We start from the raw sequence: 24,179 nt of genomic DNA, 5'->3' as shown, positions 1-24,179 counted from the left end.
CCGGCCCCCCTGCCACGGCCGGTGGAGCGTGGCCCGGTGGGCGAAGGGAGGATCTTTGACGGCCGCGGGGCCGGTTCGTTACGGCAACGTGGCCTATGGCTCGCTCTGAGCGTCGAAACTGAGCTGGGATTCGAACATCCTGAAGTAGCGGCCCCGCAAGGCCACCAACTCCTTGTGGGTCCCCTGTTCCACGATCCGGCCGTCTTCGAGCATGTAGACAATATCGGCCTTTTCGATCGTGGCCAGGCGATGGCTGATGGCGATGATCGTGCTGCTGCGGTCCGCGAACAGCCTTGTGAAGATGCGGTGTTCGGCCAGCGCATCGATGGCCGAGGTTGGCTCGTCCATCACCATAAAAGACGCGTCGCGGTAGAAGTTCCTGGCCATCGCGAGCCGCTGCCATTGGCCGCCGGAGAGTCCACTGCCCTTGCGTCCGCGCGGATCTTCCATCCAGTTGCTGACGTGGTTATCCAGGCCGTTGGGCAGTTTGTTGATGAATTCCAGAGCTTCGGCGTCTTCCGCCGACCGTCGGATCCGGCCGTCGTCCTTCGCGGAATCGACGTCGCCGAAGTAGATGTTTTCCGCCGCGGTGGCGAATTCGTACTTCAGGAACTCCTGGCTCAGCACTGCCAGGTGGCGGTGCCAGGAGGTGACATCGACGGCGGCGAGGTCCACGCCGTCGAGCATTACCTGCCCTGAATCCGGAGCATAAAGCCCCGCCAGGATCCTGATCAGGGTGGATTTTCCGGCCCCGTTCTCTCCCACGATGGCGATGTGCTGGCCTTGCCGGATGGTCATGCTGATACCGCGGATCACCTCGATGTCGCTGCCGGTGTAGGTGAAGTGGATGTCCCTGAGTTCCACCGTCCGAGGGGCCTGCAACAGCGGCGGCGCGTGCCGTGAGTGGACAGGCAGCGCCATGAACAGTTCGTAGTCCTTGAGGTTCGCGAGGTCCTCGTCGATGGAGCTCAGCGACGACACCAGGTTGTTGGCTGTGGACAGTGCCCGGCTGACGATCTGCTGGACGTACAGGAACTGACCCACGGGCTGGGCACGGGCAATGATCTGACCCACCACCCAGATCAGCGACACCACCTCCGCGCCGTACTGCAGGGCGTCGGCGGCCAACTGCTTCGGGATGTACCGCTTCTGGAAATCCAGCCGACGGCGCTCGTCCGCGTCCCGCAACCGGGACCGGAAGTCCATCAGGTAGCCCACGATCCCGTACAGCCGCATCTCGGCGATGTGCTGCGGGCGCAGGAGATTGGTCTCGATCATGCGGCGCTGGCGGCGCGAGTCCACCTGGGTGTTCCAGTGGGCGATCTGCTCCCGCGAAAGTTTGAACTGCAGGTAGACGCTTGGGACGATCGCGACCAGCACGATGACGGCGATCCACCAGCTCACCAGCAGCAGGGCGCCGACGGCGAGGATCACCGACACGAGCTGGGTGAAGATCGCCGCGATGCGGTCCAGGACCCGGGCGTAGGAGTCAGAGAACCGCTTGGCGCGGTCATAGAGGTCAACGGTCTCTTTGTCGTCGTAGCGCCAGAATTCGAGGGCCAGGAACCGCTCGTACATGAGGTCGCCCACGATGGCGCCCACCTTGAAGCTCATGAGCTGCTGGATGTACCGGTCCACGCTGCTGAAGGCACCCCAGAACAGTCCCAGCGCCGCGGTGATGATGACGTAGATAATTGCCTGCTGGCCCGCGGCTGCGTCGCCGGAATACGCCGCTGCCAAGGCAGTGGTAGTCAACGCAGCGAAGTAGGTGGTGACCAGGGGAAGCAGCGCCGAGATCAGCGAACCGACAATCTTCATCACGACGGCGGCAGGCGAAGCCCGGAAACTGACCCGCAGGACCTGCGCCACGGCCCGGGCGTACGGCCGGACGGAGAGCTTCCGCTGGGGATCCCGTTTGGGACTCAGCTCAGCGGGATGGTGTGGTTCGGGCATGAATACAGCCTAGTTCGGCGCCCTGAAACAGTGGTGCGGCTAATACTTTTCGCCGTACTCGTAATCGGGAAGATCAAAACAGGCGCTGAAGCCATCAATTTGGACGCTCTCGGGTCCGTCCCAGATGCCAACAATCAGGTGCGTGCCGTCATCGTGCAGGATGTCCACAGTACGGGCGCCATCGCTGTCGGAGTCGTCCTTCACCGTCCAACCCTGCATGCCCTTGGTTCTGTCACGCACCTGGTCTAGGAACTTGTCCCTGTCCAGGCCAGGCTGAAGTTCCACCTGACCGGTGCCTGTCCATTTCTTCTTGTCTCCCTGGCAGCTCAACAGGCTTGAGGAGTCGTTCTCGAAGACGGATACCACCAGTTCCTCGGGAACCATGTCAATTATTTGATGCTGGAGGGCCAACAGTTTCGTTTTTGCCTCTTCCAAAGTCATATTGGACATCCCTTTATTCGCTTCCTCTACTCCGCACGATGCCAGGCTGAGAGCCAAGCCGATGGCAGCGGCCGCCCACGCTCCCCGGACTGCCTTGGATGGGTCGATCACTGGCGAATCTCCTTGCGCATATCCCTCAAAGCCTGGTCATTTTCCTCGTAGGTGGTCGCGATGAGGCTGTGGTTGTCGATGCTGTAGAACTCTGTCCATCCGTTGCCCCCTGGTGGCTCATACACGTGCTTTTCAAAGGCCGGCTCCTTCATTGGGTAGTTCTCCCCCGCAACCCCATTCGCTTCAGCGGTCAGCAGGATATCGGGGTAGGTGAAACTGGAGTACTCGGTGCCTGGATCGGGCACCCAGCCAGGCGGCATAGCGGCACCGGACAGGGCGAGCAGCTTGTCGTAGTGCGCTCCTTCATTTTCCGCCCCGGTGAGGTTCCGGACTCCCCAACTATGGCCTACACCCACGGATTGGGCACCGGGTGGCAGCTCGAGATCCACGGCGCCCTGGAAGGCCCGCAGGACCGGCGCAGAGCGGGCTACGAACTCATCGCTCTTGGCCTCCACCAGGAAGGCCTCTACCGGGTCGCCGTCGGGAAATTCCGACCCCTTGTAGACGAACGCCGCAGTTCCCCCGGATTGGTCGTCCTCGACCAGGCGGGCTGGCAACCGTTGGGGTCCACCGTCATGGAACGATGCCTCATTGGTAGTGGTGCCGGGGACGTAGGTGATAACGGTCGTCGTGTTCTCGTCATAGGTGCCTTTCAGCTCCACGATCGACTGAGCGGCGGGATCGTAGGCGGCCAGCCTGATTTTTCCGTCCACCACTCTTTGCAGGTAGGACTGGCGCTTTTCCCATGCTTTGTGTTCATCGGTGAACCGTTGCGGATAGCCGGCATCCATAAGGAACGGGTTGAACCTCGGCTCGGGATCGTTCTCGTTGAGCCAATCAATCCTGTTTTGTGCATTGATGCGGTTCGCCTCTACGCGGGCATCGAACGGGATGCCGTTCGTATTGCCTGCCTCCACGGGGTAGTTACGGATGAACGCCTGCTTCTGCCCCGCGGTCAGGCCTGACCACCAGTCCTTGATCTGCGCCGCAGACTTTCCCATGAGGTCATCCGGCCGGACCGGACCGGAAGTGTACTCGCTGGTGCCGTTAGAGGAGCCGGCGGGGCCTGTCGAGGGCCCGGATCCGCCCGGCAGGCTGGCTGCCTCCTGCTCGTCGGCGTTACGTGTTAGTTCATCAGCCGACTGGTGGAGGAAAAGGACGGCCTCCCGAAGGACCAAGGTGTGGCTGGTTTTCCAGTCATGGCGAAACTGCTCTGCATCGGGGCCGGGCCAGAGGGTGCCATTAACGCGGGTGTTGAAAGTGCCCAGTTGTAGCTGCAGCCTGTTGCCCGCGCCATGCATGGCTGCCGCCAGTTGCCGAAGTTGGGCGACGTCAGCGCCAGTGAAGCCATTGGACAACCTGTTCCCCCCAGATCGATCGAGCTTTACTCCATCGAATATACAAGGGTGGGACGCCAAAGGAGGTGGGGAGAACTCCCCACCTCCTTTGCAGTCGAACTAAGCCTGGCCACCCACAGCGCCCCGGGTTCCCTGGCCGAGCTTGCGAGGCTAGGGAGGCGACGGGTGGGCCCACGGCGGCCGGGTTCCCTGGCCGAGCTTGCGAGGCCAGTCAGGCGACGGGTGGGCCCACGGCGCCCGGGTTCCCTGGCCGCAGTGAAGCAAGGCCAGGGAGGCGCCGGGGACTAGCGCGAACCGTAGTTCGGTGCCTCAACCGTCATCTGGATGTCGTGCGGGTGCGATTCCTTGAGCCCGGCCGGAGTGATGCGCACAAACTTACCGCGTGCCTTCAGCTCCGCGATCGTGGGTGAGCCGACGTAGAACATGGTCTGGCGCAGGCCGCCCACAAGCTGGTACGCCACGGATGCCAGCGGCCCGCGGTAGGCTACGCGGCCCTCGATGCCCTCGGGGATCAGCTTGTCGTCGCCGGAGACGTCAGCCTGGAAGTAGCGGTCCTTCGAGTAGGAGGTGTTCTTGCCGCGTGATTGCATGGCACCCAGGGAGCCCATACCGCGGTAGCTCTTAAACTGTTTGCCGTTGACGAAGATGAGCTCGCCCGGGGACTCGTCGCAACCGGCAAGCAGGGAGCCGAGCATCACGGTGTCAGCGCCGGCAACCAGCGCCTTGCCGATGTCGCCCGAGTACTGCAGGCCGCCGTCGGCAATCAGCGGAACCCCTGCCGGGATGGCTGCTTTCGAGGATTCGTAGATAGCTGTGATCTGCGGGACGCCTACCCCGGCCACCACACGGGTGGTGCAAATGGAGCCGGGGCCCACGCCCACCTTGATGCCGTCGGCACCGGCGTCGATCAGCGCCTGTGCGCCTTCACGAGTGGCGGCCTGGCCGCCGATGATGTCCACGTGCGCCGCTACAGGATCGGACTTCAGGCGGCGGATCATGTCCAGCACGCCCTGCGAGTGGCCGTTGGCGGTGTCCACGAAGAGGGCATCGACGCCGGCGTCAACGAGTGCCATGGCCCGTTCCCAGCCGTCGCCGAAGAAGCCGATGGCCGCACCGACCCGGAGGCGGCCTTCCTCGTCCTTGGTGGCGAGCGGGTACTGCTCGGCCTTGGTGAAGTCCTTGGTGGTGATCAGTCCCTTGAGGCGGCCCTGCTCGTCGACGAGGGGGAGCTTTTCGATCTTGTTGGTGGCCAGCTTGTGGGAGGCTTCTTCGCGGCTGATGCCCACGTGGCCGGTGACCAGCGGCATTTTGGTCATGACGTCGCTGACCAGCCGCAGCGGGAAGTCTGCCTCTGGCACAAAGCGGGTGTCGCGGTTGGTGACGATGCCCAGGAGCCGCATGCCCTCATCCACTACAGGCAGGCCGGAAACGCGGTACTGGGAGCAGATCTCGTCAAGCTCCGCCAGTGTGGCCTCAGGGCCGATGGTCAGCGGGTTGGTGATCATTCCCGACTCGCTGCGCTTGACCCTGTCCACCTGGTCGGCCTGGTCCTGGATGGACAGGTTGCGGTGCACTACCCCAAGACCACCCTGGCGTGCCATCGCGATGGCCATCCGGGATTCGGTCACCGTGTCCATTGCCGCGGACAGCAGCGGGGTTTGCACCGTGATCCGCTTGGAGATCCGGGAAGAAGTGTCGGCATCGGAGGGGATGACGTCGGTGTGGCCGGGGAGCAGCAGGACGTCGTCGTACGTCAGGCCGACAAAGCCGAAAGGATCGTGTGCGGGCTGGGTCATGAGTGCGCCTCTTACCTTGGTTGCGGGGGTCACGGGTAGGGGTTGCAGCTGATGACCAGCCCGTCATTACGGGACTGGTCCGTGCATGGGTTGCGGTGCGGGGGTACTTCGGACACGGGGTTCAGTGCAGAAAGTATTGAGTAAATATTAGAACCTCCGCGCCGATCCCCCTATTCCGGGAGGGCAATGTGAGCAACGGCACCGTCCCCACCGGCTCCGTGGCCCGCACGTCTACACCGGCTCCGCGGAAAGGAATCCCTAAGTCCAGCCGGTAGCGGCCAGGAGCCGTTCCTCAAACATGGGGATCATGCTCTGCACGTAGGTCTTGGTGAGGTGGTTATCGTCCTTGTACACGTAAACGTTTCCCACCACGGCCGGGCAGGTGCCGCCGGCGCAGATGAAGTCGCTCAGGTCCATCAGGTGCAGCCCGTCCACCTGGCCGCGATACCTGTCCAGCGGCGACGACTCGGCCAAGGACTCATTCAGTGGCGCATTGCATTCCGGCGCGTCCGGTCCGTGTTTCTGGACGCACTCGGGCATGTTGATGTGGAATCGGGGGTTGTCCCGGACTCCCACCACGTCCATCCCGGCCTGCGTGAAGGGCCGGATGCCGTCAAGGTAGCCGGGAACTTCGGTTTCGAACGGTGCCTCCGCGTGCGTCAGCGAGGCAACCGTAAACACCGCGTCCGGCCGGTGTTCCATGACGTAGGCTGCGCTGGCCCTGTTGAAGGCGTTGCACTCCTCATCCCGTTCGGGCGATTCGGCGCCGAAGCGGCAGTTCCCCTTGAGCAGCGTCACCACTTCCCAGCCGCGCTCCTTGGCGATCGGGCCCAGTGCGGCCATGTACTGCTGGGCATGGGAGTCACCCAGCACGACGATCTTTTTCGTGACGGTTTCCGGCTTGGTGTTTTGCAGGCATCCGGACAACAGCGGGTCCGAGGGAACGTTGGCATCGGTACAGAGCCCGTCGATATCCGCCCATTCGTCCTTCATGGCCGCCGGGGCAGGAATGATTCGGGCTTCCGGCGTGGGTTTGCCGGCATTCTCGGGCGCCAGGGAGGCGGCCCCCGGGGTCAACTCACGGGGCTGCGCCGCCGCGGCAGCCTCCTCCGCCGTGAGCGTGGTTTGCCACACGGCAACCGGACCGGCGAGCATCCCGCAGCAGGCGGCAACCACGACGGCGGTACGCCAGGACCGCTTCTGCGGCCAGTGCCATTCACGGAGCGGCTTTTCTACAAAGCGGGTAGTGAGCACCGCGAGGACGATGGACGCGGCCACAACGGCCAGGCCCTGGCCCGGCCCTGGCTTCTCGATCCCGGTAGCGGCCAGCGCAAGGACAAGCACCGGCCAGTGCCACAGGTACAGGGCGTAGGAATTGTCGCCCAGGGCGACGAGCGGCTTCCAGCTCAGCAGCCTGTCCACGCCGAACCGGCTTCCGCTCTGGCCTGCAACGATGATCGCGGCCGCCGCCAGGGTTGGCCACAGGGCAATGAAGCCCGGGAAGGAACGGTCCACGGTCAGCACCAGGCCACAGGACACCATGGCTGCCAGGCCGGTCCAACCGAGCACTACGCGAAGCGCTTTACCGGGTTTCGCGTAGGGCAGTACCAGTGCAAGCAGCGAGCCCAGGGCAAATTCCCACAGCCTCGTCCGGGTGTCGAAGTAGGCGTAGGCCTGGTTGGTGGCTGTCTGTCCGACAGAATAGGCCAACGACGCCAGGAAAATCGCGGAGAAGGCCGCCACCAGGACCAGCCGGTAACTGGCGTTGTTCCGGCGCCGTAGCCACCGCCATACGAGCGCCGAGCCGGCGAATACGAGCGGCCAGAGGATGAAGACCTGGCCTTGGATGGACAGCGACCAGAAGTGCTGCAGCGGGCTGGCTCCGGAGTGGTCCTGGGCGTAGTAGTCGACGGCGGTATCGGCCAGCAGCCAGTTCTGCCGGTAGAGCAGCGAGGCCCAGGCCTGGTCAAGGAGGCCGGGCCAGCGGCTTTGCGGCAGAATCAGCCACGTGCCTGCCAGGATGCCAAGCAAAACCACGACGGCGGCAGGCAGCAGCCGCTTGAAGAGGTGCAGCCAGTGCCGGATGAGGTTCAGGGGTTTGCCGGCCTCGACCTTCCGGACGAAGGATAGCGTTAGCAGGAATGCTGAGATGAGCAGGAAGATGTCCACGCCCCCGGAGACCCGTCCCAGCCACACGTGGTAAGTCACCACCATCAGGACTGCGAGCGCCCTGAGGCCCTGGACTTCCGGCCGGAAGGTCGCTTTGCGTCCCTTGGGGGTCGCTTCATTCGCACGACCGGGAGCGGGCGTGGTTCTCGCAATCGACACAAAAGACCTCTCGCAGCGGGCAACCAAAGCTTCCATGTTACCGATCCGTAATTTCGATGACCAATCAGGGCCGGCCAGTCTACGTAGTCAACTTGGCCGGGAAACTATGCTGTCACCAAGCCAGGAAAGGGATCTGACGTGATAGTCCAGATGCGCATTTGTGTTCCCGGAGAGCTCTCCGGCGTCGTGCAGGAATGCTGTGCCGGGCAGACCGGAACCGCCGAAGTCGCGCGTCTTGTGGGGGCGTCCATCCTTCCTCCCGGGGATGTCCTCGAGGTCCAGGTCGCCCGTGAAGCTGTGGAGGAGTTACTGGAGAAACTGCACGTCCTCAAAGTGCACGAAGCGGGGTCCATATCCGTCTCCATGCCGGAACTGGTCCTGTCCCGCCGCGCGGACGCGGCCGAGAAAGCGGCGCCCGGTGACGGGGCTGACGCCATGATCTGGGACGAGGTGACGCGGCAGACCGGTGAGGACTCCCGGCTGACGTGGAGCTACCTCGCCTTCCTCGTACTGGCAACGCAGCTTGCCGCCATCGGCATTGTGACCGATTCAACGATCGCCATTGTGGGTGCCATGGCGGTGGGGCCGGAATTCGGCCCCCTGGCCGCCTTGGCCGTCGCGGTGGCCCGGGGCCGCTGGCGGCTGGGGCGACGTGCCGCCGTCGCGCTTGGCGTCGGTTTCCCGGTGGCCATGCTTCTGGCGGCCCTGAGCGCCTGGCTGTCCGTCCCGCTTGGGCTCTTTCCGGCCGATGTCCTCAAATCCGGTTCCGCGGTGGAGTTTATTTACCATCCGGGGCCGTACTCGCTGATCGTGGCCGTGCTGGCGGGGGCGGCCGGGATGTTGTCGGTCATCAGCCGGCGTTCGGCTGCCCTCATCGGTGTTTTCATTTCGGTGACCACAGTGCCGGCGGCCGGATTCGTCGCGGTGGCACTGGTCCTCGGCGAATACCAGAAAGCTGCAGGTTCTGCGCTGCAGCTTTTGGTCAACTTGGTGGGGATCGTGGCCGCGGCCGTGGCAGTGCTGGTTTTCTATCGGCTGGTCTCCAGTCGGCTGCCTGCGGACACGGCGCGCCAGCTCAAATGGAAGATGCGGCGGACTCGCGGGTGACGGATACCGGGATCCTCCTGGCCAGGTAGCGGGCGTCGCGGCTGACTCCGGGAAGCGTGGCCGATACCGCCGCGAACAAGAATTCCTGTCCCAGGAAGAACAGGCCAGGTGAATCAAGGGCCACACCGCGTTCCTGCCGGGGCAGCCCGCCGTCGTCCAGGAGGGCGGGATCGATCCAGCTGAAATCATCTTTGAACCCGGTGCACCAGATGACGTTCGATACTTCCAGCCGTGTACCGTCCGCCAGGACGGGCATTCCGTTGTCCACCCCTGCCGCCCGTGGCACGAGGCTGACGCCTGCGTTGGCGAGGTCCTTGGACTTGGTGCGGATCAGCGGAGCGGCGTGTGCTTTGAAGGACGGGGCCGCCTTGCGTCCGATCGGTGTGTTGAGGGTGAGGATGTGCAGACCCAGGAAGCGCACGACGGGCAGGAAGTACCTTGCCGCCGTCGGGCCGTGCTTTACCGGGATCTCCCCGCCGGGCTTGCCCGCCACGATCGTCTGATGTGTCCTGGACACTTCGATGCCGATCTCCGCCCCGGAGTTCCCCAGACCTACTACCAATACCGGGCCGTCCTGCAGTTGCCGGGGGTTACGGTATTCGCTTGAGTGGATCTGGACGATGGACGGCGACAGCTCCGCGGCGAAGCCAGGCACCTTGGGGGCCTGGCTGCATCCCGTCGCCACGACGGCATTGTGCGCTTCCCAGCGGCGGCCGTTGGCGACGGCAATGTAGCGGTCCCCTTCCCGCCACAGGCGTTCGATGCGGACTCCGTTGATAACTGGGAGGTCATACTGCGCGGCGTAGCCCTCAAGGTACTCGGCCACTTCATCTTTGGTGGGAAAGGTCAGCGGGTCAGCCGGGAACGGCGCGCCCGGGAGCCCGTCGTACTTGGCCGGAGTAAAGACCCTGAGCGAATCCCACCGCTGGCGCCAGGCGTCTCCGCCCCTGGGGTTAGCGTCGAGGATCAGGAACTTCCGTTGTTGTTCTTTCAAGTAATAGCCCATGGCAAGACCGGCCTGGCCGCCTCCGATGATCATCGTGTCCAGCATTCCGGTCACGTCTTCGTTGTTCATCACTGCGCTCCTTTTTCACTGAAGTTGATTCCTGCGGCTGAACCTTCCCGTGTTCCAGCGGCCGGGCTCCCTGCCGCTCCATGTCCTGTCTCCCTGTAGCGCCACCACCACGCCAGCATCAGCGCGGACGCGAGGACATAGGCAAGGTGGAGTGCCCAGATCGGGCCGGCGGGCAGGTTGAAGACGTAGATGGAATGAACAGCATTGGCCACATTGCTCAGTACCAGGTTCCCCAGACTGTAGGAGGCGAGGTCCCGTGTGCGGGCCGCTTTGACCAGCATCGGCAGCATTCCCAAAGCAAACAGCACTGTCGAAAGTGTGCCGGCAAGGACTGGAAGGTTCATGCTTTGAGGCTACGATCGGGGCCAGCCCGCCCGCGTCGGCCTAATCATGTAACTCTGCCCGGGGGCATTGTGGGTATTTTTGTGCAGCCCCTTAGCCCGCCAGCCCATGCTCAAACGCATACCTTGTGGCCGCCGCCCGGGAGGAAAGGCCAAGCTTCAGGAAGATGTTGCTGATATGCCGGGCCACCGTCTTTTCGCTCAGATAAAGTTCAGCGGCTATCGCCCGGTTGCCCTCGCCGGAAGCAACGAGCCGAAGGACTTCCCTCTCCCTCGGGGACAGCGGACCCTTTGGTCCGGCGTCGGCGCCATCCCGCATGAGCGAGGCGGCCCAGGCGGCGGCAGGTGCAGCGCCCAACTCCAGGAGCTCAGCATGCGCGGCCTCGAAGTCCATCAGCGCCGAGGGCTCGTCACCAAGCGCCCGGCACGCACGCCCAATGAGTACGCGGCAGCGCGCGGCCTCGTAGGGCACGCCGAGATCCAGCCACAGCTTCCAGGCATTCCGCAGTGCTGGTGACGCACCCGCCGGATCGCCGTTAGCGAGCCGGACCGCGCCGTCGGCCTGGTCGGCAACCGCCCGGACCATGGGCATCGGGCATTCGCGGGCAAAGACTTCCAGCTCGTCGGCGCCCCGCCTCGCCGCTTCCAGGTCGGGTGCGGCCAACTCGATCTCCACCAGGGCGGGCAACAGGTTCCGGCGGGTTGCGACGTCGGCCACGCTGACCGCCCGGCGGATCATCGACTGCGCCTGCTTCGCGTCTCCGCGGGCCAACCACAGGAGCGCCATGCCGGGCTGCGGCTCAAAGCCGCTCCTGGCGGCCTGCCGGTAGGAAGCGTCGGCGTCCTCCAGCTTGCCAGTGAGCCGCTGCACTTCGCCCTGCTGATAGTAGCCGCCATAAAGCGCCTGGGGGTCACCCCGGGTGGAACGTCCCTGGGCTGCTGCCGCCGCCTCCATCGCCTCGGCCCAGGCCCCGTGCAGCCGGAAGATTTCCGCGCGGTGCGACTGGCACTGCCCGCTGAAGGCCACCATGTCAGGGCGGGCGTTGCACCAGCGGTCCAGTGCCGTTGTCCATTGCAATGCCCGCTCCAGGTCAAAGGCCAGGTGGCAGTTGCCAATAACGGCGCAGTAAATGATTCCAGAAGGAATTGGAGACAGTTCCCCGGCCGTCACTGCCACCATGACTTCGTCGAACATCCGGAGGCCTTCGTCGGGGTGCCCGAGCATGAGGGTCGCCTGGCCGGTCCCGAGGAGTGCCAAGGCTGACAGGTCTTTGTCCTGGAATTTCTGGCCGAAGTCCGCCACCTGGGAGAAAACCTGAAGAGCGCCCGCCGGATCACCGCCGTAGAGCTTGCCGAGGCCCATCGGGAGGAGCAGGAGGCCCTGGACGGCATCGGGCTCAGCCAGTTCGTCCACCAACCTCTGGCCGCGGGCAAACCAGCCCCCGGCCCGGGCTGCCTCTCCTAGGTTCATCAGCTGCATCCCCATCCAGCCGGCACACCGGGCGGCGCCGATAACGTCGCCGACGACCAGGTACTCTTCATGTGCCCGGGTGAGGGTGTCCAGACCGGCTGTTGTGTTGCCGGTCAGGATTTCCGCGACGGCAAGCCGGTCAAGGTCCGGTGCAGGCAGTCCGCCCTGCTGGTCGGCATCACGGAAGCTCTCGAAGGCATCGGTCCAGCGGTTCTCGCGGAACGCCGCCCGGCCCTGGTCAATGCCCGCCTCAGCTGTCATCTGGCTGCCTTTCGGATACCGTCCACCCAGCGGTTCAGCCCCTCCACGTGTTGGACGCGACGGTAGTTAAGCGCCACGGTACGCCCGCTGGCGAGCGGGCACAACCTACGAGCGCAGCAGCGCGCGCAGCGTCTGGATCGTGTCGGCGTCCGCTGCCGTCTTGTCGTCCCGGTAGCGCTTGACGCGTGCGAACCGAAGGGCGATTCCGCCGGGATAACGCGAAGACTGCTGGACGCCGTCGATCGCGATCTCAACAACTATGACGGGTTCCAGCCAGACAGTGTTCGCCGTGCGCCGCACCTCGATCTCCTGGAACCTTTCGGTCTGCCAGCGCAGCAGCGCGTCGGTAAGGCCCTTGAAGGTCTTGCCCACCATGACGTAGCCACCGGGTTCGCCGAACTCACCGGTCGGATCGAGGGCGCCGAGGTGCAAGTTCGACAGCAGCCCGGAGCGCCGTCCCGACCCCCACTCGCAGGCGAGCACCACAAGATCGTAGGTGAGCACCGGTTTTACCTTGATCCAGTTGGAACCGCGCCGGCCGGCAGCGTAGGCCGACCCGACCGCTTTTACCACCACGCCCTCATGGCCCGCGGCGAGCGCATCGCGGGACACCCGCTCAGCAACGTCCGCATCCGCCGTGATCACCCCCGGGATCCGGTGCGCCGGGGCGATGCGCTCAAGGACGCCGATCCGCGTGGCGAGCGGCTCATCGAGGAGGTCGCGCCCGTCGATATGCAGCACGTCGAAGAACCACGGGTGCAATACCGCGGCGCGTGCCGCATCCGCCCCGAACCTCGCCATGGTCTCCTGGAACGGCCGCGGGCCGCCGTCCTCGTCGAGGGTGAGGGTCTCGCCGTCGAGGATCACCTCACGGACCGGCAGTGCGCGCACTACCTCCACTACTTCGGGCAGCCGGTGGGTCACTTCAGCCAGGGTGCGTGTGTAGATGCGCACATCGTCGCCGAGCCGATGCACCTGGATGCGGGCGCCGTCGAGCTTGTATTCCACGGACGCCTCCCCTGTTGCCTCCAGGGCTTCGCTGGCGCTGGCCGCAGTGGAGGCGAGCATGGGCTGCACCGGACGCCCGACGACGAGGCCGACGGCGTCAAGCTGGGCTGCCGTGCCCGTCATGGCCAGCAGGGCGGTCTGGCCGAGATCGCCGGAGAGCATCGCCGCGCGGCGTACGGCCTCCACGGGCCGGTCCGCGGCGCGGGCAACGGCGTCCGTCAGCACGCCCTCAAGCGCCCCAGTACGCAACTCACCGAGCAGCACGCCCGCAATGAAGGACTGCTCACGCTCGGTGGCTGCCGCCGTAAGTGTCCGGAGGATCGCGGCGCGTTCCGCCGCGGATCCGGCGCCTGCGATGAGGAGCAACCGGTCCAGTGCCGTATCGACGTCGGCAACGGTCAGGCTCGGCTCGGCGGCCGGCTCCCCCATGGCCGCCGACATGCCGCGCCAGCCGATCCCCACGCGGCCCTGCCGTGGCTTGGCGATCAGCAACCCAACGGCCGGCGCGATGTCCACGGGCCCAAGGCGGCGCAGCAGGCCAGCCAGTGCGTCGATTTTTGCGAGCCGGGAGCGGGTAGACGCGACGGCATCCGAGGTCCTCACGAGCTCGTCGAGCAGCATGGCACCAGTCTGCCACGCCGTCCGATAACGGGCACACGAGTAACTGTCGATGCTGGACAGGGCCGGGACCGCAGTTCCAGACTGGACGCATGGGAATCATCGTCGCGAACCTGTTCATCACCCTCGACGGCGTCTACCAGGGCCCCGGCGGCCGGGAGGAGGACACCGAGGGCGACTTCGCCTTTGGCGGCTGGCAGGCACCAGTGTCCGACGACGAGGCAGGTGCGGCCATCGGCGCCGAGATCGAACGCATCGACGCCCTGCTCCTGGGCCGGAAGACCTACGATATCTTCGCCGCCTACTGGCCCCACCAGTCCGACGACATTGGTGGCACCCTCAACAGGGTGCCCAAGTTCGTCGTTTCCAACAGCCTGACTGATCCGGCCTGGTCTGGCACCACGGTGCTGCCGAATGCCACCACTGCGGGCCGCCTCCGCGAGGAGTACGACCAAGTCCATATGTTCGGCAGCGGTGTCCTCATCCGTTCACTCCTCGCCGCGGACGTCCTGGACCGCCTCCACCTGTGGCTGTATCCGGTCACTTTGGGGCAAGGCAAGCGCCTCTTTGACGCCGGAACCATTCCCGCGACCTTCCGCCTCGCCGAGCCGGCGCGCAGCTTCCCGAAGGGGGCGGTGTCGCTGGTGTACGAGCGCGCGGGCGACGTCGAGACCCAGGAGATGGGCGCATAGTGCCGTAACCGGCCCAACCATGCACAAATGGCACAAAAAACCGGCCCAGCAGATGCTGGACCGGTTTCTTGTGCAATGACGTACTGCGGTGGCCCTGGGCCCACGTCGTCCGTGGGCCCACACCGGCGAGGGACCCAAGTCGAGCGAAGCGAGACTTGGGAGCCGGTGGGGACTAGTGGCTGTGGCCTGCGTGCTCGTCTTCTTCAGCGGGCTTCTCCACCACGAGGGTTTCGGTGGTGAGGACCAGCGCGGCGATGGACGCCGCGTTGCGCAGTGCTGCACGGGTGACCTTGACGGGGTCGATGACACCGGCGCCGATCAGGTCCTCGTACACGCCGGACTTAGCGTTGAAACCGTTGTTGGTCTCATGCTCTGCAACCTTGGCCGTGACAACGTAGCCGTCGAACCCGGCGTTCTGGGCGATCCAGCGCAGCGGCTGGACCAGGGCGCGGCGGACGATGCCCACAGCAGCAGCGGCGTCGCCCTCAAGGGCCTTGACTGCAGGGTCCTCGTCGAGTGCCTTGAGCGCGTGGATCAGCGCAGAACCGCCGCCGGCGACGATGCCTTCTTCGAGGGCAGCGCGCGTGGAGGACACTGCATCTTCGATGCGGTGCTTCTTTTCCTTCAGCTCAACCTCGGTGGCTGCGCCAACCTTGATCACGCCGATGCCGCCGGCCAGCTTGGCCAGGCGCTCCTGGAGCTTTTCCTTGTCCCAGTCGGAGTCGGTGCGGGTCAGTTCGGCGCGCAGCTGGGAAACCCGGGCTGCGACGTCTTCTGCGGAACCGGCACCGTCAACGATGGTGGTGTTGTCCTTGGTCACCGTGATGCGGCGGGCGGTACCCAGCACCTCGAGGCCAACGGTATCCAGGCTGAGGCCCAGTTCCGGGGAGACAACCTGCGCACCGGTGAGGGTGGCGATGTCCTGCAGCATGGCCTTGCGGCGGTCGCCGAAGCCCGGAGCCTTGACGGCAACCACGTTCAGGGTGCCGCGGATACGGTTGACGATCAGCGTGGAGAGTGCTTCGCCTTCAACGTCTTCGGCAATGATGAACAGCGGCTTGGAGCTCTGCAGTGCCTTCTCCAGCAGCGGCAGGAAGTCCTGGACCGAGGAGATCTTTCCCTGGTTGATCAGGATGAGGGCGTCTTCGAGGACGGCTTCCTGACGTTCTGCGTCGGTGACGAAGTACGGGGACAGGTAGCCCTTGTCGAACTGCATGCCCTCGGTGAGGACCAGTTCGGTCTGCGTGGTGGAGGACTCTTCGATGGTGATGACACCATCCTTGCCAACCTTGCCGAAGGCTTCGGCGAGGAGCTCGCCGATTTCGTCGCTCTGGGCCGAGATGGCTGCAACGTTGGCAACCTGGGTGCCTTCAACCGGGCGGGCGTTCTCGAGCAAGCGGGCTGCAACGGCTTCGACGGAAACCTCGATACCGCGCTTGATCTGGCCAGGAGCAGCGCCGGCAGCAACGTTGCGCAGGCCCTCCTTGACCAGGGCCTGGGCCAGCACCGTTGCGGTGGTGGTGCCGTCGCCGGCAACATCGTTGGTCTTGGTGGCTACTTCCTTGGCCAGCTGGGCGCCAAGGTTCTCGTACGGGTCATCCAGCTCAACTTCGCGGGCAATGGTGACGCCGTCGTTGGTGATGGTGGGTGCTCCCCACTTTTTGTCGAGGACAACGTTGCGGCCACGGGGGCCGAGCGTCACCTTGACAGTGTTGGCGAGCTTGTCGATGCCGGCTTCAAGAGACCGGCGCGCAGCGTCGTTAAACGCAAGCTGCTTTGCCATGGTTGTGTCCTTTCAAGACAGAACCCCGCGCAGCTGACCAGCGGAATGCATGGTCAGCGGCACGGGGATCCAAAGAGTTACTTTACGACGATCGCCAGGACGTCGCGGGCGGACAGCACGAGGTACTCGGTGCCGCTGTGCTTGACTTCGGTTCCGCCGTACTTCGAGTAGATAACGACGTCGCCTTCAGCAACGTCCAGGGGAACGCGGTTGCCGTTGTCGTCAAAGCGGCCGGGGCCTACTGCAACAACTTCGCCTTCCTGCGGCTTCTCCTGTGCGGAGTCCGGGATGACCAGGCCGGAAGCCGTGGTCTGCTCGGCTTCGAGCGGGCGGACAACAATACGATCCTCAAGAGGCTTAATAGAGACCGACACTCGGACCTCTCCTTTTCGTCAGCAAATTCATGGACTGGAGAGCTGGGGCGCCGTGGCTGGCAAACCGTCGTCGCGGTGCCGGCAGCAGCCTGGCTGGCAGCTCTTCATGTGTTAGCACCCTCCTAGGGAGAGTGCTAATGACGACTCTATGTAAGGGGTTAGCACTCGGTCAAGGCGAGTGCCAGAATTTTGCCTCGGGTGAACAAGATCAGCGGCCTGCGAGGTCGTCGAAATCAACATCCTCATCGCCTTCGTTGCCCTCATCACGGCCGTTGCCCCGCCGAAGATACAGGACGACGGCGCCGGCTACTGCGGCCAGCAGGGATATCACCAGGAGGATAACGCCGCCGAGCCGGGCCGCGGAGTACAGGTCCCTGATCTCGCGTGCCTCGTCCGTGGCGTCCTGGATATCCTTGCCGCCAACGGAGTACACGGTGGCGTTGAAGGTGTCCAGGAAGAAGATGATCACCAGCAGGGCGGTGCAGACAACCGCCACGGCAACCCCGGCAATCAATGCGGGACGGGCGAACTTCACCAGGTCTGGAGTGTTCGGATGTGGCTGTTCGGACGGCTGTAGGCCTGCGCTGTCTTCCATGCCTTCAACCCTATCGGCATCTCACCGTGGCGCTCCTCCACTACTCTTGAACGCATGGCTCAAGCACCGCAGGACCAGATCGCACCACTGCTCACGAGCGAAGGCTGGGACCTGCTGGCGTCCCTTGGCCCCTACCGCGAAGACACCTCATTCGAGCTGAATTCAACGCTTCGCAAGGCTGGCCACTCGCCCGCCCTGGTATCCGCGGTCCTCACGCAGTCCCGGCTGCGCACGAAGGCGGAACTGAAGTTCGGCGAGTTCGCCCGGAGCATGCTCTTCACTCAGGCGGGGCTGGAGCAGGCCACCCGGCTGAACGTCGCTGCCCGGCACGCCGAGCGTTTCGCCCACGCCGGCATCAGCCATGTGGCTGACCTCGGCTGCGGGCTCGCAGCCGACTCCTTGGCGCTGGCCTCGATGGACATCACCGTCACCGCCGTCGAAATGGACGAGACCACGGCCGCCTGCGCCACGGTGAACCTCATCCCGTTCCCCAACGCCACCGTGGTGCACTCCGATGCGACGTCCGTGCCGCTGGACGGGATCGACGGCGTCTGGCTGGATCCGGCCCGCCGCGTCACCTCCACGTCCGGAACCACGCGGATTTGGGATCCGGAAGCTTTCTCGCCGCCGCTGTCCTTTGTGGAGTCGCTTGCCGCGTCAGGCCGTGCGGTCGGGGTCAAAATGGGCCCCGGGATGCCGCACGAATCCGTGCCGGCGGACTGCGAGGCCCAGTGGGTCTCGGTGGGCGGCGACGTCACTGAGGTGACGCTGTGGTTCAACGCGGTGCGCAGGCCAGGCATCCGCCGGGCCGCACTGCTCCTGGGTCCCCAGGGTGCCGCCGAAATCACCAGCGCCGAAGATTTCGGCGCTGGTCCCGCGGCACCGGTGGGCCCGGTGGAGGGCTACCTGTACGAGCCCGACGGCGCGGTGATCCGCGCAGGGCTGGTGGCCGATGTCGCCCTTGAACTGGGCGGGCACCTGGTGGACGAGCACATCGCCTACATTTGCGCTCCTGACCTGGTGGACACGCCGTTCGCGCGGGCCTACAAGGTTATGGAGGTCATGCCCTACAACGTCAAGGCACTCAAGGCCTGGGTCAAGGACAACGGCATCGGCGTGCTCGACATCAAAAAGCGCGGCACGTCAGTCACCCCGGAGGAACTGCGGAAGCAGCTACTTGCCGCAGGTAAGGGCGGCAAGAACAGCAAGAAGGCCGGAAACAAAACAGCCACCCTGGTCCTGACCCGCATAGGGGAGGACCGGGTGGCCATCGTGGTGGAACCGGCCTGAGAGCTACTGGGCGCGCGTGAATTCCTCCGCGGCCCTGACCTGCTCGTCGGCGGGCCGGACGCCGGTGTAAAGCACAAACTGCTCCAGTGCCTGGATGGTGGCCACTTCGGCCCCGGTGATCACTGGCTTTCCTGCGGCGCGCGCCGCCTTGATCAGCGGCGTCTCAGCGGGGAGTGCCACGACGTCGAACACTACTTTGGCTGCCGCGATCGTGCCTTCGGGGAAGGACAGGGAGTCCGCATCCGGACCGCCTTGCATACCTCCCGCCATACCAATAGGCGTGACATTGATGATCAGGTCCGCCGTGCCGCCGTCGAGCGCTGCGCGCCAACGGAACCCGTAGAGGTCGGCGAGGGGCCGCCCGGCGTCCTCGTTGCGCGCAATCACGGTGACGTCGGTGAAGCCGGCGTCGCGGAGGGCCGCCACGGTGGCCTTCGCCATGCCGCCGGCACCCTGGACCAGGACTGAGTAGCCCACTGGAACCGCGTGCGACCTAAGCAACTGTTCAATGGCCGTGTAGTCCGTGTTGTAGGCCTTGAGGTGCCCGTCCGTGTTCACGATGGTGTTCACCGAATCGATGGCCTTGGCCGAAGGGTCCATCTCGTCCACGAGCGCGATCACGTCCTCCTTGTACGGCATGGAAACCGCACAGCCGCGGATCCCCAGTCCCCGGACGCCCGCAATGGCCTGGGCGAGGTCCGTCGGAGCGAAGGCCTTGTAGATCCAGTTCAGGCCCAGCTGGTCGTAGAGGTAGTTGTGGAAGCGGGTCCCGTTGTTGCTGGGCCGCGCCGACAGCGAGATGCAGAGGGTCATGTCTTTATTAAGAATGGGCACCGGTCCATTAAACGTGATTCAACCCAACTAAGTAGCAGCAGATGTCGTTATGAGGGTCCAAAACGACATCTGCTGCTACCCAGTTGGGTTAGGGGCAGCCGGTGCCGGCCGGGAAGCTTCCGACGGCGGCGGGCAGCTTCCCGCGGGCCGTCGCCTTGCCTGCCAGCACGGCCGCCAGTGCGTCGAAGGCACCAGCGCTCCGTCCGTACAAGGCAACCTTGACCGGAGCCGCGGAGTCCTGCAGCGGCCAGGGCGCGTCGAGCGCCACTGCGATGTCACCACCGGCAGGAGCACCGCCATAGCCGATGAGGCTGACTACAGGCCCCCCGCCAATAGCCAGCCCGGCCCTCGCAGCAGCGGCCTCGAACCGGGCCCTGTCCTGTGGCGAGCCACCGGACACCTGGACAGCGCCGGGCACCAGCGGCCCGCTGCAGGGTCCGGCCACCACTGTCACAGCGGCAGCGGAAACCCTGGCCGAGAGATCCTGTCCGCTTCCGGGGGGCGTCCCAGGGAAGGATGCAGGGGTCCTGCCACGCCAGACCATCATGGTCACGACCCGTTGCGCGGCTTCGTCCAAGCGTGCCGGCGACAGACGCCCGCCGGCCACGGCGCCCACGATGGACGCGTGGGCCTGTCCAACGTCCGTGGGCATCAGCAGCAGGTCGGCCCCGGCGGCGAGCGCAGCCACGGCAGCGGAGCCGTCCGGATACTGCTTCTGGACAGCACCCATATTGAGGGCGTCCGTTACGGCTACGCCCTTGAAGCCCATGCCCCGGAGCGCGGCGTAGGTGTGCGCGGACAACGACGCCGGCACGCCGGGTTCCAGCGCAGGTACGGCGATGTGCCCCGTCATGACCATGGGCACACCGGCGGCGACTGCGGCCCGGAAGGGCTTCCAGTCGCGGGCTTCGAGGTCGGCAACAGTGGCTGGCTGCACCGGCAGGTCCTGGTGCGAGTCCACGGTCACCGAGCCGTGACCGGGGAAATGCTTCACTGTTGGGAGGACACCTGCCTCCTGCATCCCCTGGGAGAAAGCCACGCCCAGTGCCCCGGCCGTATCTGGGTTCCCTGACATGGACCGCGCACCGATGGTGGGATCCGCGGGGCCGATCGTGACGTCCGTGTCCGGTGCGAAGTCCACGTTGAAGCCCAGCGGCGCGAGTTCGGACGCCACCGCACGGCCGGCGTCCTTCGTGAGCGCCGCGTCCCCGCCCGCACCATAGCTCATGGGCGCCGGCCATTCAGTCAGGGGCGCACCGAGCCGGGACACCACGCCGCCCTCCTGGTCCACGCCAATGAGGCCGGGCCACGTCCGGCCGTCCGCGCGGGCTGCGGCAGCCAGGCGTGCGGTGGTGGCTGCCATGGCAGCCGGATCTACCTGCTTCTGCGCATCCACGGGAACGTTGTCCCCCATGATGATCGAGCCCGCCAGGTGCAGGCGCTCGATGGTGGCGGCGTGGGCTGCAGCGTCCGCGCCGGTGAAGAAGGGCATCAGGACCTGGCCGGCTTTCTGTTCCACCGTCATGGCGGCCACCGCCGCCGCGGCCGCATCCTTGTCGCGCTGCAGCGGACCCCAGCCGAGAGGCCTGGCCCCGGGATCAGGTGAGGCAGAGGGCGACGGCGGTGCCGGCGTCGTCGTTGGTTTGGCTGCAGACGGCGGCGGGCTGGGAGTGGAGGACTGGGAGGAAGGGGTGGGCGCCGGAGTGGGGACGCCCGTACAGGCGGCCAGGGTGGCCACTGCTGCCAAAATGAGGGTGGTTTTGTGAAAACTGTCACGGGTCCGCGGGAACAAGGCCATCAATACGATGCTACCCCTGCACTAGACTTGAACCACCCGTTCGCCCGTCCGGCCGCCGCCTGCCAGGGCAGTCCGCCGGGGCGGCGTGCGCCAGGGACAACCGAACAGTTAGGGGAACGCATGAAGATTGATTTCGCTTCATCGAGGCAATCAACTCTTGGTGTGGAATGGGAGCTGGCGCTCGTGGACGGCCAGACCGGGGAGCTCGCCTCCGTGGCCAACGAAGTCCTCCGTGGCGTCGCCGCCAAACACCCGGAACTGAACGAGGACGACGAACACCCCCACATCAAGCAGGAACTGCTGCTGAACACAGTGGAGCTTGTCACCGGCATCTGCGAGACGGCCGGCGAAGCCAAGGAAGACCTCAGCAGGTCCCTGGCCGCGGTCCGCGAAATCACCGACCCGATGGGCGTGGAAGTCTTCTGTGCCGGGAGCCACCCCTTCAGCCCGCCCCAGCTGCAGCCCGTGACCGACAAAGCCCGGTACGCCAAGCTGATCGACCGTACCCAATGGTGGGGCCGGCAGATGGTCATTTATGGTGTGCACGTCCATGTGGGCCTTGACCGGCGCGAGAAGGCCCTTCCGGTGCTGGACGGCCTGGTCAACTATTTCCCGCACTTCCAGGCACTGTCGGCGTCGAGCCCGTTCTGGGGCGGCGAGGACACCGGCTATGCCTCACAGCGGGCGCTGATGTTCCAGCAGCTGCCCACCGCGGGGCTGCCGTTCCAGTTCGCCACCTGGGATGAATACGAGTCCTACGTCCAGGACATGTTCACCACGGGCGTGATCGACACCCTGTCCGAAATCCGCTGGGACATCCGTCCGGTTCCCAATCTGGGCACCATCGAAATGCGCATCTGCGACGGCCTGGCCACGCTGGAGGAAGTGGGCGCGATTGCCGCCCTCACACAGTGCCTGGTGGACGAGTTCTCCACCACCTTGGACAACGGCGGAACCATCCCCACTATGCCGCCGTGGCACGTCCAGGAAAACAAATGGCGTGCCGCCCGCTACGGCATGGAGGCCATCATCATCCTCGACGCCAAGGGCAGGGAGCAGTTGGTCACGGACCATCTGCTGGAGACCCTGAACCGGCTGGAGCCCGTGGCAGCCAAGCTCGGCTGCCCGGACGAGCTCGCCGACGTCGAGAAAATCATCAGCCGCGGCGCCGGTTACCAGCGCCAGCGCCGTGTGGCCGCCGAGAACGGCGGGAACCTGCAGGCCGTGGTGCTGGACCTGGTCAAACAGATGCGTAACGGCCCCACGGCCTGACCGCTGCGCCCGCTCTCTTAGCGTTGCTCTATCACTTGTGGTCCCTAAACCCTCGGTTTAGGGACCACAAGTGATAGAGCAACCGGGGAAATTCAGGCGGGAAGCGAAACCGCGGTGACCGGCATCGAGGAGTCCGGCGCGAAGCGGATCCCGCTGGGCGCCACTCCGGCCATGACCAGCTGTGCACCCAGGGCTGCGACCATGGCACCGTTGTCCGTGCAGAGGTCCAACGGCGGGACGTGCAGCTTGATCCCGGCGGACGCGCAGCGCTGGCCGGTCAGCTCGCGCAGCCTGGAATTGGCGGCGACGCCGCCGCCGAGCAGGACGTCCTTGATTCCGTTCTCCCGGCAGGCCAGCACGGCCTTTGAAGTGATCACGTCCACCACGGCTTCCTGGAAGGCAGCCGCGATGTCTGCCACCGGAACGTCTTCGCCGCGAGCTTCGAACTGCTCCACGCACCGGGCCACCGCGGTTTTGAGGCCGCTGAAGGACCAGTCATAGCGGTGCGGACCCGGTTCGTCGGCAGAGCCCATGTACTTGGGCTGGGTGAGGCCGCGCGGGAAGCGGATGGCCTTGGCGTTGCCGGTCCTGGCCAGCTTGTCGATGGCGGGACCGCCCGGATAGCCGAGGCCCAGGATGCGGGCCACTTTGTCGTAGGCTTCGCCGGCGGCGTCGTCGATCGTGGAGCCCAGTAGCTGAACGTCGTCGGTGATGCTGTTGATTTTGAGGATCTCGGTGTGGCCGCCGGACACCAGGAGGGCGCCGAGGTTCTCCGGCAGCCGTGGGGCGCTGCCTGACTGGCCGTCGAGCAGGCCCACGCCCACGTGGGCCACCAAATGGTTGATCGCGTACAGCGGCTTACCGGTGGCCACGGCCAGGGCCTTGGCCGCGCAGACGCCCACCATGAGGGCGCCTGCCAGTCCGGGTCCCGACGTGACCGCGATGGCATCCACGTCCTCCAGTTCCACACCGGCGTCGCCAAGGGCCTGCCGCAGCGTGGGCACGAAGGCATCCAGGTGTGCCCGGGAGGCAATCTCGGGGATCACTCCGCCGAAGCGGACGTGTTCGTCCATTGAGGAGGAAACCGTATTCGTCAGCAGCGTCGTCCCGCGGACAATTCCCACTCCGGTCTCGTCGCAGGAGGATTCGATGCCCAGCACCAGGGGCTGCGAGCGGTTCATGGCTGGTCTGCTTCCGTTGTGGTGGGTTCGTCCGGTGTCAGCTGGAGCCGCATGATCAGGGCGTCCACGCCGTCGCGGTAGTACCCGCGGCGCACATGGATCTGCTCAAACCCGAAGCGCAGGTACAGCTGCTGGGCCCGGGGGTTGTCCGCGCGGACCTCAAGCAGGACGTCCTGGGCGCCGCGCCCTGCTGCTTCCTCGATCAGCCGGGTCAGCAGGGCCGAGCCGATCCCCCGCCCCTCGAATTCAGGGACGACGGCGATGGTCTGGACGTCCGCGATGGGCTCGATGCACATCAGGCCGGCGTAGCCCACGATCCCAGAAGCCGCTTCGGCCACCAGATACCGGCGCGTGTCCGTCTGTGACAGCTCATCGAAGAACATGTGGAGGGGCCACGCATCTGCGGGGAACAGCCGCTGTTCCAGGGCGTTGACCGTGGGCACGTCCTCCAGCGTCATGTCGCGCAGGACCACCCCGTCAACTCCGGGCACG

Annotated in this window: 20 protein-coding genes; 4 read left to right on the top strand and 16 right to left on the bottom strand. The window is 65.4% G+C overall.

The annotated features are described in order from the left end of the window. Nucleotides 1-93 precede the first annotated feature (93 nt). The 5 genes from V9L17_RS06715 to V9L17_RS06695 all read right to left on the bottom strand — a co-directional run bounded on the left by V9L17_RS06715 (nucleotide 94) and on the right by V9L17_RS06695 (nucleotide 8,023). A complete protein-coding gene (locus V9L17_RS06715) occupies nucleotides 94-1,953 on the bottom strand; it encodes an ABC transporter ATP-binding protein (protein WP_337350894.1) in 1,860 nt (619 codons plus the stop codon). Between the two features lie 39 nt (nucleotides 1,954-1,992). Next, nucleotides 1,993-2,505, bottom strand: a complete 513-nt coding sequence (locus V9L17_RS06710) for a hypothetical protein (protein ID WP_337350893.1) — start codon at nucleotides 2,503-2,505, stop codon at nucleotides 1,993-1,995. Continuing rightward, entirely contained in the window at nucleotides 2,502-3,863 is a 1,362-nt protein-coding gene (locus V9L17_RS06705) for a WXG100 family type VII secretion target (protein WP_337350892.1), read from the bottom strand. Before V9L17_RS06705 ends, V9L17_RS06710 begins: the two co-directional genes overlap by 4 nt. A 284-nt stretch (nucleotides 3,864-4,147) precedes the next feature. Beyond that, a complete protein-coding gene (gene guaB / locus V9L17_RS06700) occupies nucleotides 4,148-5,659 on the bottom strand; it encodes an IMP dehydrogenase (protein WP_337345632.1) in 1,512 nt (503 codons plus the stop codon). 258 nt (nucleotides 5,660-5,917) lie between these two features. After that, nucleotides 5,918-8,023, bottom strand: a complete 2,106-nt coding sequence (locus V9L17_RS06695; RefSeq protein ID WP_443198013.1) for an acyltransferase family protein — start codon at nucleotides 8,021-8,023, stop codon at nucleotides 5,918-5,920. A 102-nt stretch (nucleotides 8,024-8,125) separates the two neighbouring features. Between V9L17_RS06695 and V9L17_RS06690 the strand changes: the two genes are divergently transcribed. Further along, nucleotides 8,126-9,094 (top strand): DUF389 domain-containing protein, encoded by a 969-nt coding sequence (locus V9L17_RS06690; RefSeq protein ID WP_337350890.1) that lies wholly within the window; start codon nucleotides 8,126-8,128, stop codon nucleotides 9,092-9,094. Here V9L17_RS06690 and V9L17_RS06685 read toward each other — a convergent pair. The 4 genes from V9L17_RS06685 to V9L17_RS06670 form a co-directional block, all read right to left on the bottom strand. Next, nucleotides 9,063-10,169, bottom strand: coding sequence for a flavin-containing monooxygenase (locus V9L17_RS06685; RefSeq protein WP_337350889.1), 1,107 nt, complete (start codon nucleotides 10,167-10,169; stop codon nucleotides 9,063-9,065). The two genes, V9L17_RS06690 and V9L17_RS06685, sit on opposite strands and share 32 nt — an antisense overlap. After that, nucleotides 10,169-10,513, bottom strand: coding sequence for a hypothetical protein (locus tag V9L17_RS06680; protein ID WP_337345628.1), 345 nt, complete (start codon nucleotides 10,511-10,513; stop codon nucleotides 10,169-10,171). Before V9L17_RS06680 ends, V9L17_RS06685 begins: the two co-directional genes overlap by 1 nt. A gap of 91 nt (nucleotides 10,514-10,604) precedes the next feature. Continuing rightward, nucleotides 10,605-12,242, bottom strand: a complete 1,638-nt coding sequence (locus V9L17_RS06675) for a LuxR C-terminal-related transcriptional regulator (RefSeq protein WP_337350888.1) — start codon at nucleotides 12,240-12,242, stop codon at nucleotides 10,605-10,607. 105 nt (nucleotides 12,243-12,347) lie between these two features. Continuing rightward, nucleotides 12,348-13,871, bottom strand: a complete 1,524-nt coding sequence (locus V9L17_RS06670) for an ATP-dependent DNA ligase (protein WP_337350887.1) — start codon at nucleotides 13,869-13,871, stop codon at nucleotides 12,348-12,350. An 89-nt stretch (nucleotides 13,872-13,960) separates the two neighbouring features. Between V9L17_RS06670 and V9L17_RS06665 the strand changes: the two genes are divergently transcribed. Then, complete coding sequence (locus V9L17_RS06665) at nucleotides 13,961-14,560, top strand: dihydrofolate reductase family protein (RefSeq protein WP_337350886.1); 600 nt, start codon at nucleotides 13,961-13,963, stop codon at nucleotides 14,558-14,560. A gap of 172 nt (nucleotides 14,561-14,732) precedes the next feature. Here the strand turns inward: V9L17_RS06665 and groL are convergent, their stop codons facing one another. The 3 genes from groL to V9L17_RS06650 all read right to left on the bottom strand — a co-directional run bounded on the left by groL (nucleotide 14,733) and on the right by V9L17_RS06650 (nucleotide 17,312). Next, nucleotides 14,733-16,343 carry a chaperonin GroEL gene (gene groL, locus V9L17_RS06660; RefSeq protein WP_337350885.1) on the bottom strand — a complete coding sequence of 537 codons (1,611 nt, stop codon included), beginning with the start codon at nucleotides 16,341-16,343 and terminating at the stop codon, nucleotides 14,733-14,735. A 77-nt stretch (nucleotides 16,344-16,420) separates the two neighbouring features. After that, nucleotides 16,421-16,717 (bottom strand): co-chaperone GroES, encoded by a 297-nt coding sequence (groES, locus tag V9L17_RS06655; protein ID WP_050054380.1) that lies wholly within the window; start codon nucleotides 16,715-16,717, stop codon nucleotides 16,421-16,423. A 208-nt stretch (nucleotides 16,718-16,925) separates the two neighbouring features. Continuing rightward, nucleotides 16,926-17,312, bottom strand: a complete 387-nt coding sequence (locus V9L17_RS06650; RefSeq protein ID WP_337350884.1) for a hypothetical protein — start codon at nucleotides 17,310-17,312, stop codon at nucleotides 16,926-16,928. A 54-nt stretch (nucleotides 17,313-17,366) separates the two neighbouring features. On the opposite strand from V9L17_RS06650, the gene V9L17_RS06645 reads away from it, so the two are divergent. After that, entirely contained in the window at nucleotides 17,367-18,602 is a 1,236-nt protein-coding gene (locus tag V9L17_RS06645) for a class I SAM-dependent methyltransferase (protein ID WP_337350883.1), read from the top strand. Nucleotides 18,603-18,605: 3 nt separating this feature from the next. Here V9L17_RS06645 and V9L17_RS06640 read toward each other — a convergent pair whose 3' ends face one another. Continuing rightward, complete coding sequence (locus V9L17_RS06640) at nucleotides 18,606-19,436, bottom strand: shikimate 5-dehydrogenase (protein ID WP_337350882.1); 831 nt, start codon at nucleotides 19,434-19,436, stop codon at nucleotides 18,606-18,608. A gap of 88 nt (nucleotides 19,437-19,524) precedes the next feature. After that, on the bottom strand, nucleotides 19,525-20,961 hold the full coding sequence (locus V9L17_RS06635; protein ID WP_337351031.1) for a glycoside hydrolase family 3 protein: 1,437 nt from the start codon (nucleotides 20,959-20,961) through the stop codon (nucleotides 19,525-19,527). A 393-nt stretch (nucleotides 20,962-21,354) separates the two neighbouring features. On the opposite strand from V9L17_RS06635, the gene V9L17_RS06630 reads away from it, so the two are divergent. Beyond that, nucleotides 21,355-22,506 (top strand): glutamate--cysteine ligase, encoded by a 1,152-nt coding sequence (locus tag V9L17_RS06630; protein ID WP_337350881.1) that lies wholly within the window; start codon nucleotides 21,355-21,357, stop codon nucleotides 22,504-22,506. Between the two features lie 92 nt (nucleotides 22,507-22,598). Here the strand turns inward: V9L17_RS06630 and tsaD are convergent, their stop codons facing one another. Continuing rightward, nucleotides 22,599-23,687: a tRNA (adenosine(37)-N6)-threonylcarbamoyltransferase complex transferase subunit TsaD gene (tsaD, locus tag V9L17_RS06625; protein WP_337350880.1), complete on the bottom strand. Its 1,089-nt coding sequence runs from the start codon at nucleotides 23,685-23,687 to the stop codon at nucleotides 22,599-22,601. After that, nucleotides 23,684-24,145, bottom strand: coding sequence for a ribosomal protein S18-alanine N-acetyltransferase (rimI, locus tag V9L17_RS06620; protein ID WP_337346935.1), 462 nt, complete (start codon nucleotides 24,143-24,145; stop codon nucleotides 23,684-23,686). Before rimI ends, tsaD begins: the two co-directional genes overlap by 4 nt. Between the last annotated feature and the right edge of the window lie 34 nt (nucleotides 24,146-24,179).

The sequence above is a fragment of the Pseudarthrobacter sp. CCNWLW207 genome, from assembly GCF_037203945.1.
Classification (GTDB): Bacteria; Actinomycetota; Actinomycetes; order Actinomycetales; family Micrococcaceae; genus Arthrobacter.
The sequence above is the reverse complement of the archived record's forward strand: the minus strand, read 5'-3'. Positions and strand labels throughout refer to the sequence as shown.

What these genes read in the sequence shown, in the direction of transcription:
- V9L17_RS06695 (WP_443198013.1), bottom strand. Translation starts at nt 8,023, where the DNA reads ATGGAAGCTTTGGTTGCCCGCTGCGAGAGGTCTTTTGTGTCGATTGCG.
- V9L17_RS06635 (WP_337351031.1), bottom strand. Translation starts at nt 20,961, where the DNA reads ATGACGGTGGAACAGAAAGCCGGCCAGGTCCTGATGCCCTTCTTCACC.
- V9L17_RS06680 (WP_337345628.1), bottom strand. Translation starts at nt 10,513, where the DNA reads ATGAACCTTCCAGTCCTTGCCGGCACACTTTCGACAGTGCTGTTTGCT.
- rimI (WP_337346935.1), bottom strand. Translation starts at nt 24,145, where the DNA reads ATGACGCTGGAGGACGTGCCCACGGTCAACGCCCTGGAACAGCGGCTG.
- V9L17_RS06715 (WP_337350894.1), bottom strand. Translation starts at nt 1,953, where the DNA reads ATGCCCGAACCACACCATCCCGCTGAGCTGAGTCCCAAACGGGATCCC.
- V9L17_RS06630 (WP_337350881.1), top strand. Translation starts at nt 21,355, where the DNA reads ATGAAGATTGATTTCGCTTCATCGAGGCAATCAACTCTTGGTGTGGAA.
- V9L17_RS06685 (WP_337350889.1), bottom strand. Translation starts at nt 10,169, where the DNA reads ATGAACAACGAAGACGTGACCGGAATGCTGGACACGATGATCATCGGA.
- V9L17_RS06645 (WP_337350883.1), top strand. Translation starts at nt 17,367, where the DNA reads ATGGCTCAAGCACCGCAGGACCAGATCGCACCACTGCTCACGAGCGAA.
- tsaD (WP_337350880.1), bottom strand. Translation starts at nt 23,687, where the DNA reads ATGAACCGCTCGCAGCCCCTGGTGCTGGGCATCGAATCCTCCTGCGAC.
- V9L17_RS06665 (WP_337350886.1), top strand. Translation starts at nt 13,961, where the DNA reads ATGGGAATCATCGTCGCGAACCTGTTCATCACCCTCGACGGCGTCTAC.
- V9L17_RS06650 (WP_337350884.1), bottom strand. Translation starts at nt 17,312, where the DNA reads ATGGAAGACAGCGCAGGCCTACAGCCGTCCGAACAGCCACATCCGAAC.
- V9L17_RS06675 (WP_337350888.1), bottom strand. Translation starts at nt 12,242, where the DNA reads ATGACAGCTGAGGCGGGCATTGACCAGGGCCGGGCGGCGTTCCGCGAG.
- groL (WP_337350885.1), bottom strand. Translation starts at nt 16,343, where the DNA reads ATGGCAAAGCAGCTTGCGTTTAACGACGCTGCGCGCCGGTCTCTTGAA.
- guaB (WP_337345632.1), bottom strand. Translation starts at nt 5,659, where the DNA reads ATGACCCAGCCCGCACACGATCCTTTCGGCTTTGTCGGCCTGACGTAC.
- V9L17_RS06670 (WP_337350887.1), bottom strand. Translation starts at nt 13,871, where the DNA reads ATGCTGCTCGACGAGCTCGTGAGGACCTCGGATGCCGTCGCGTCTACC.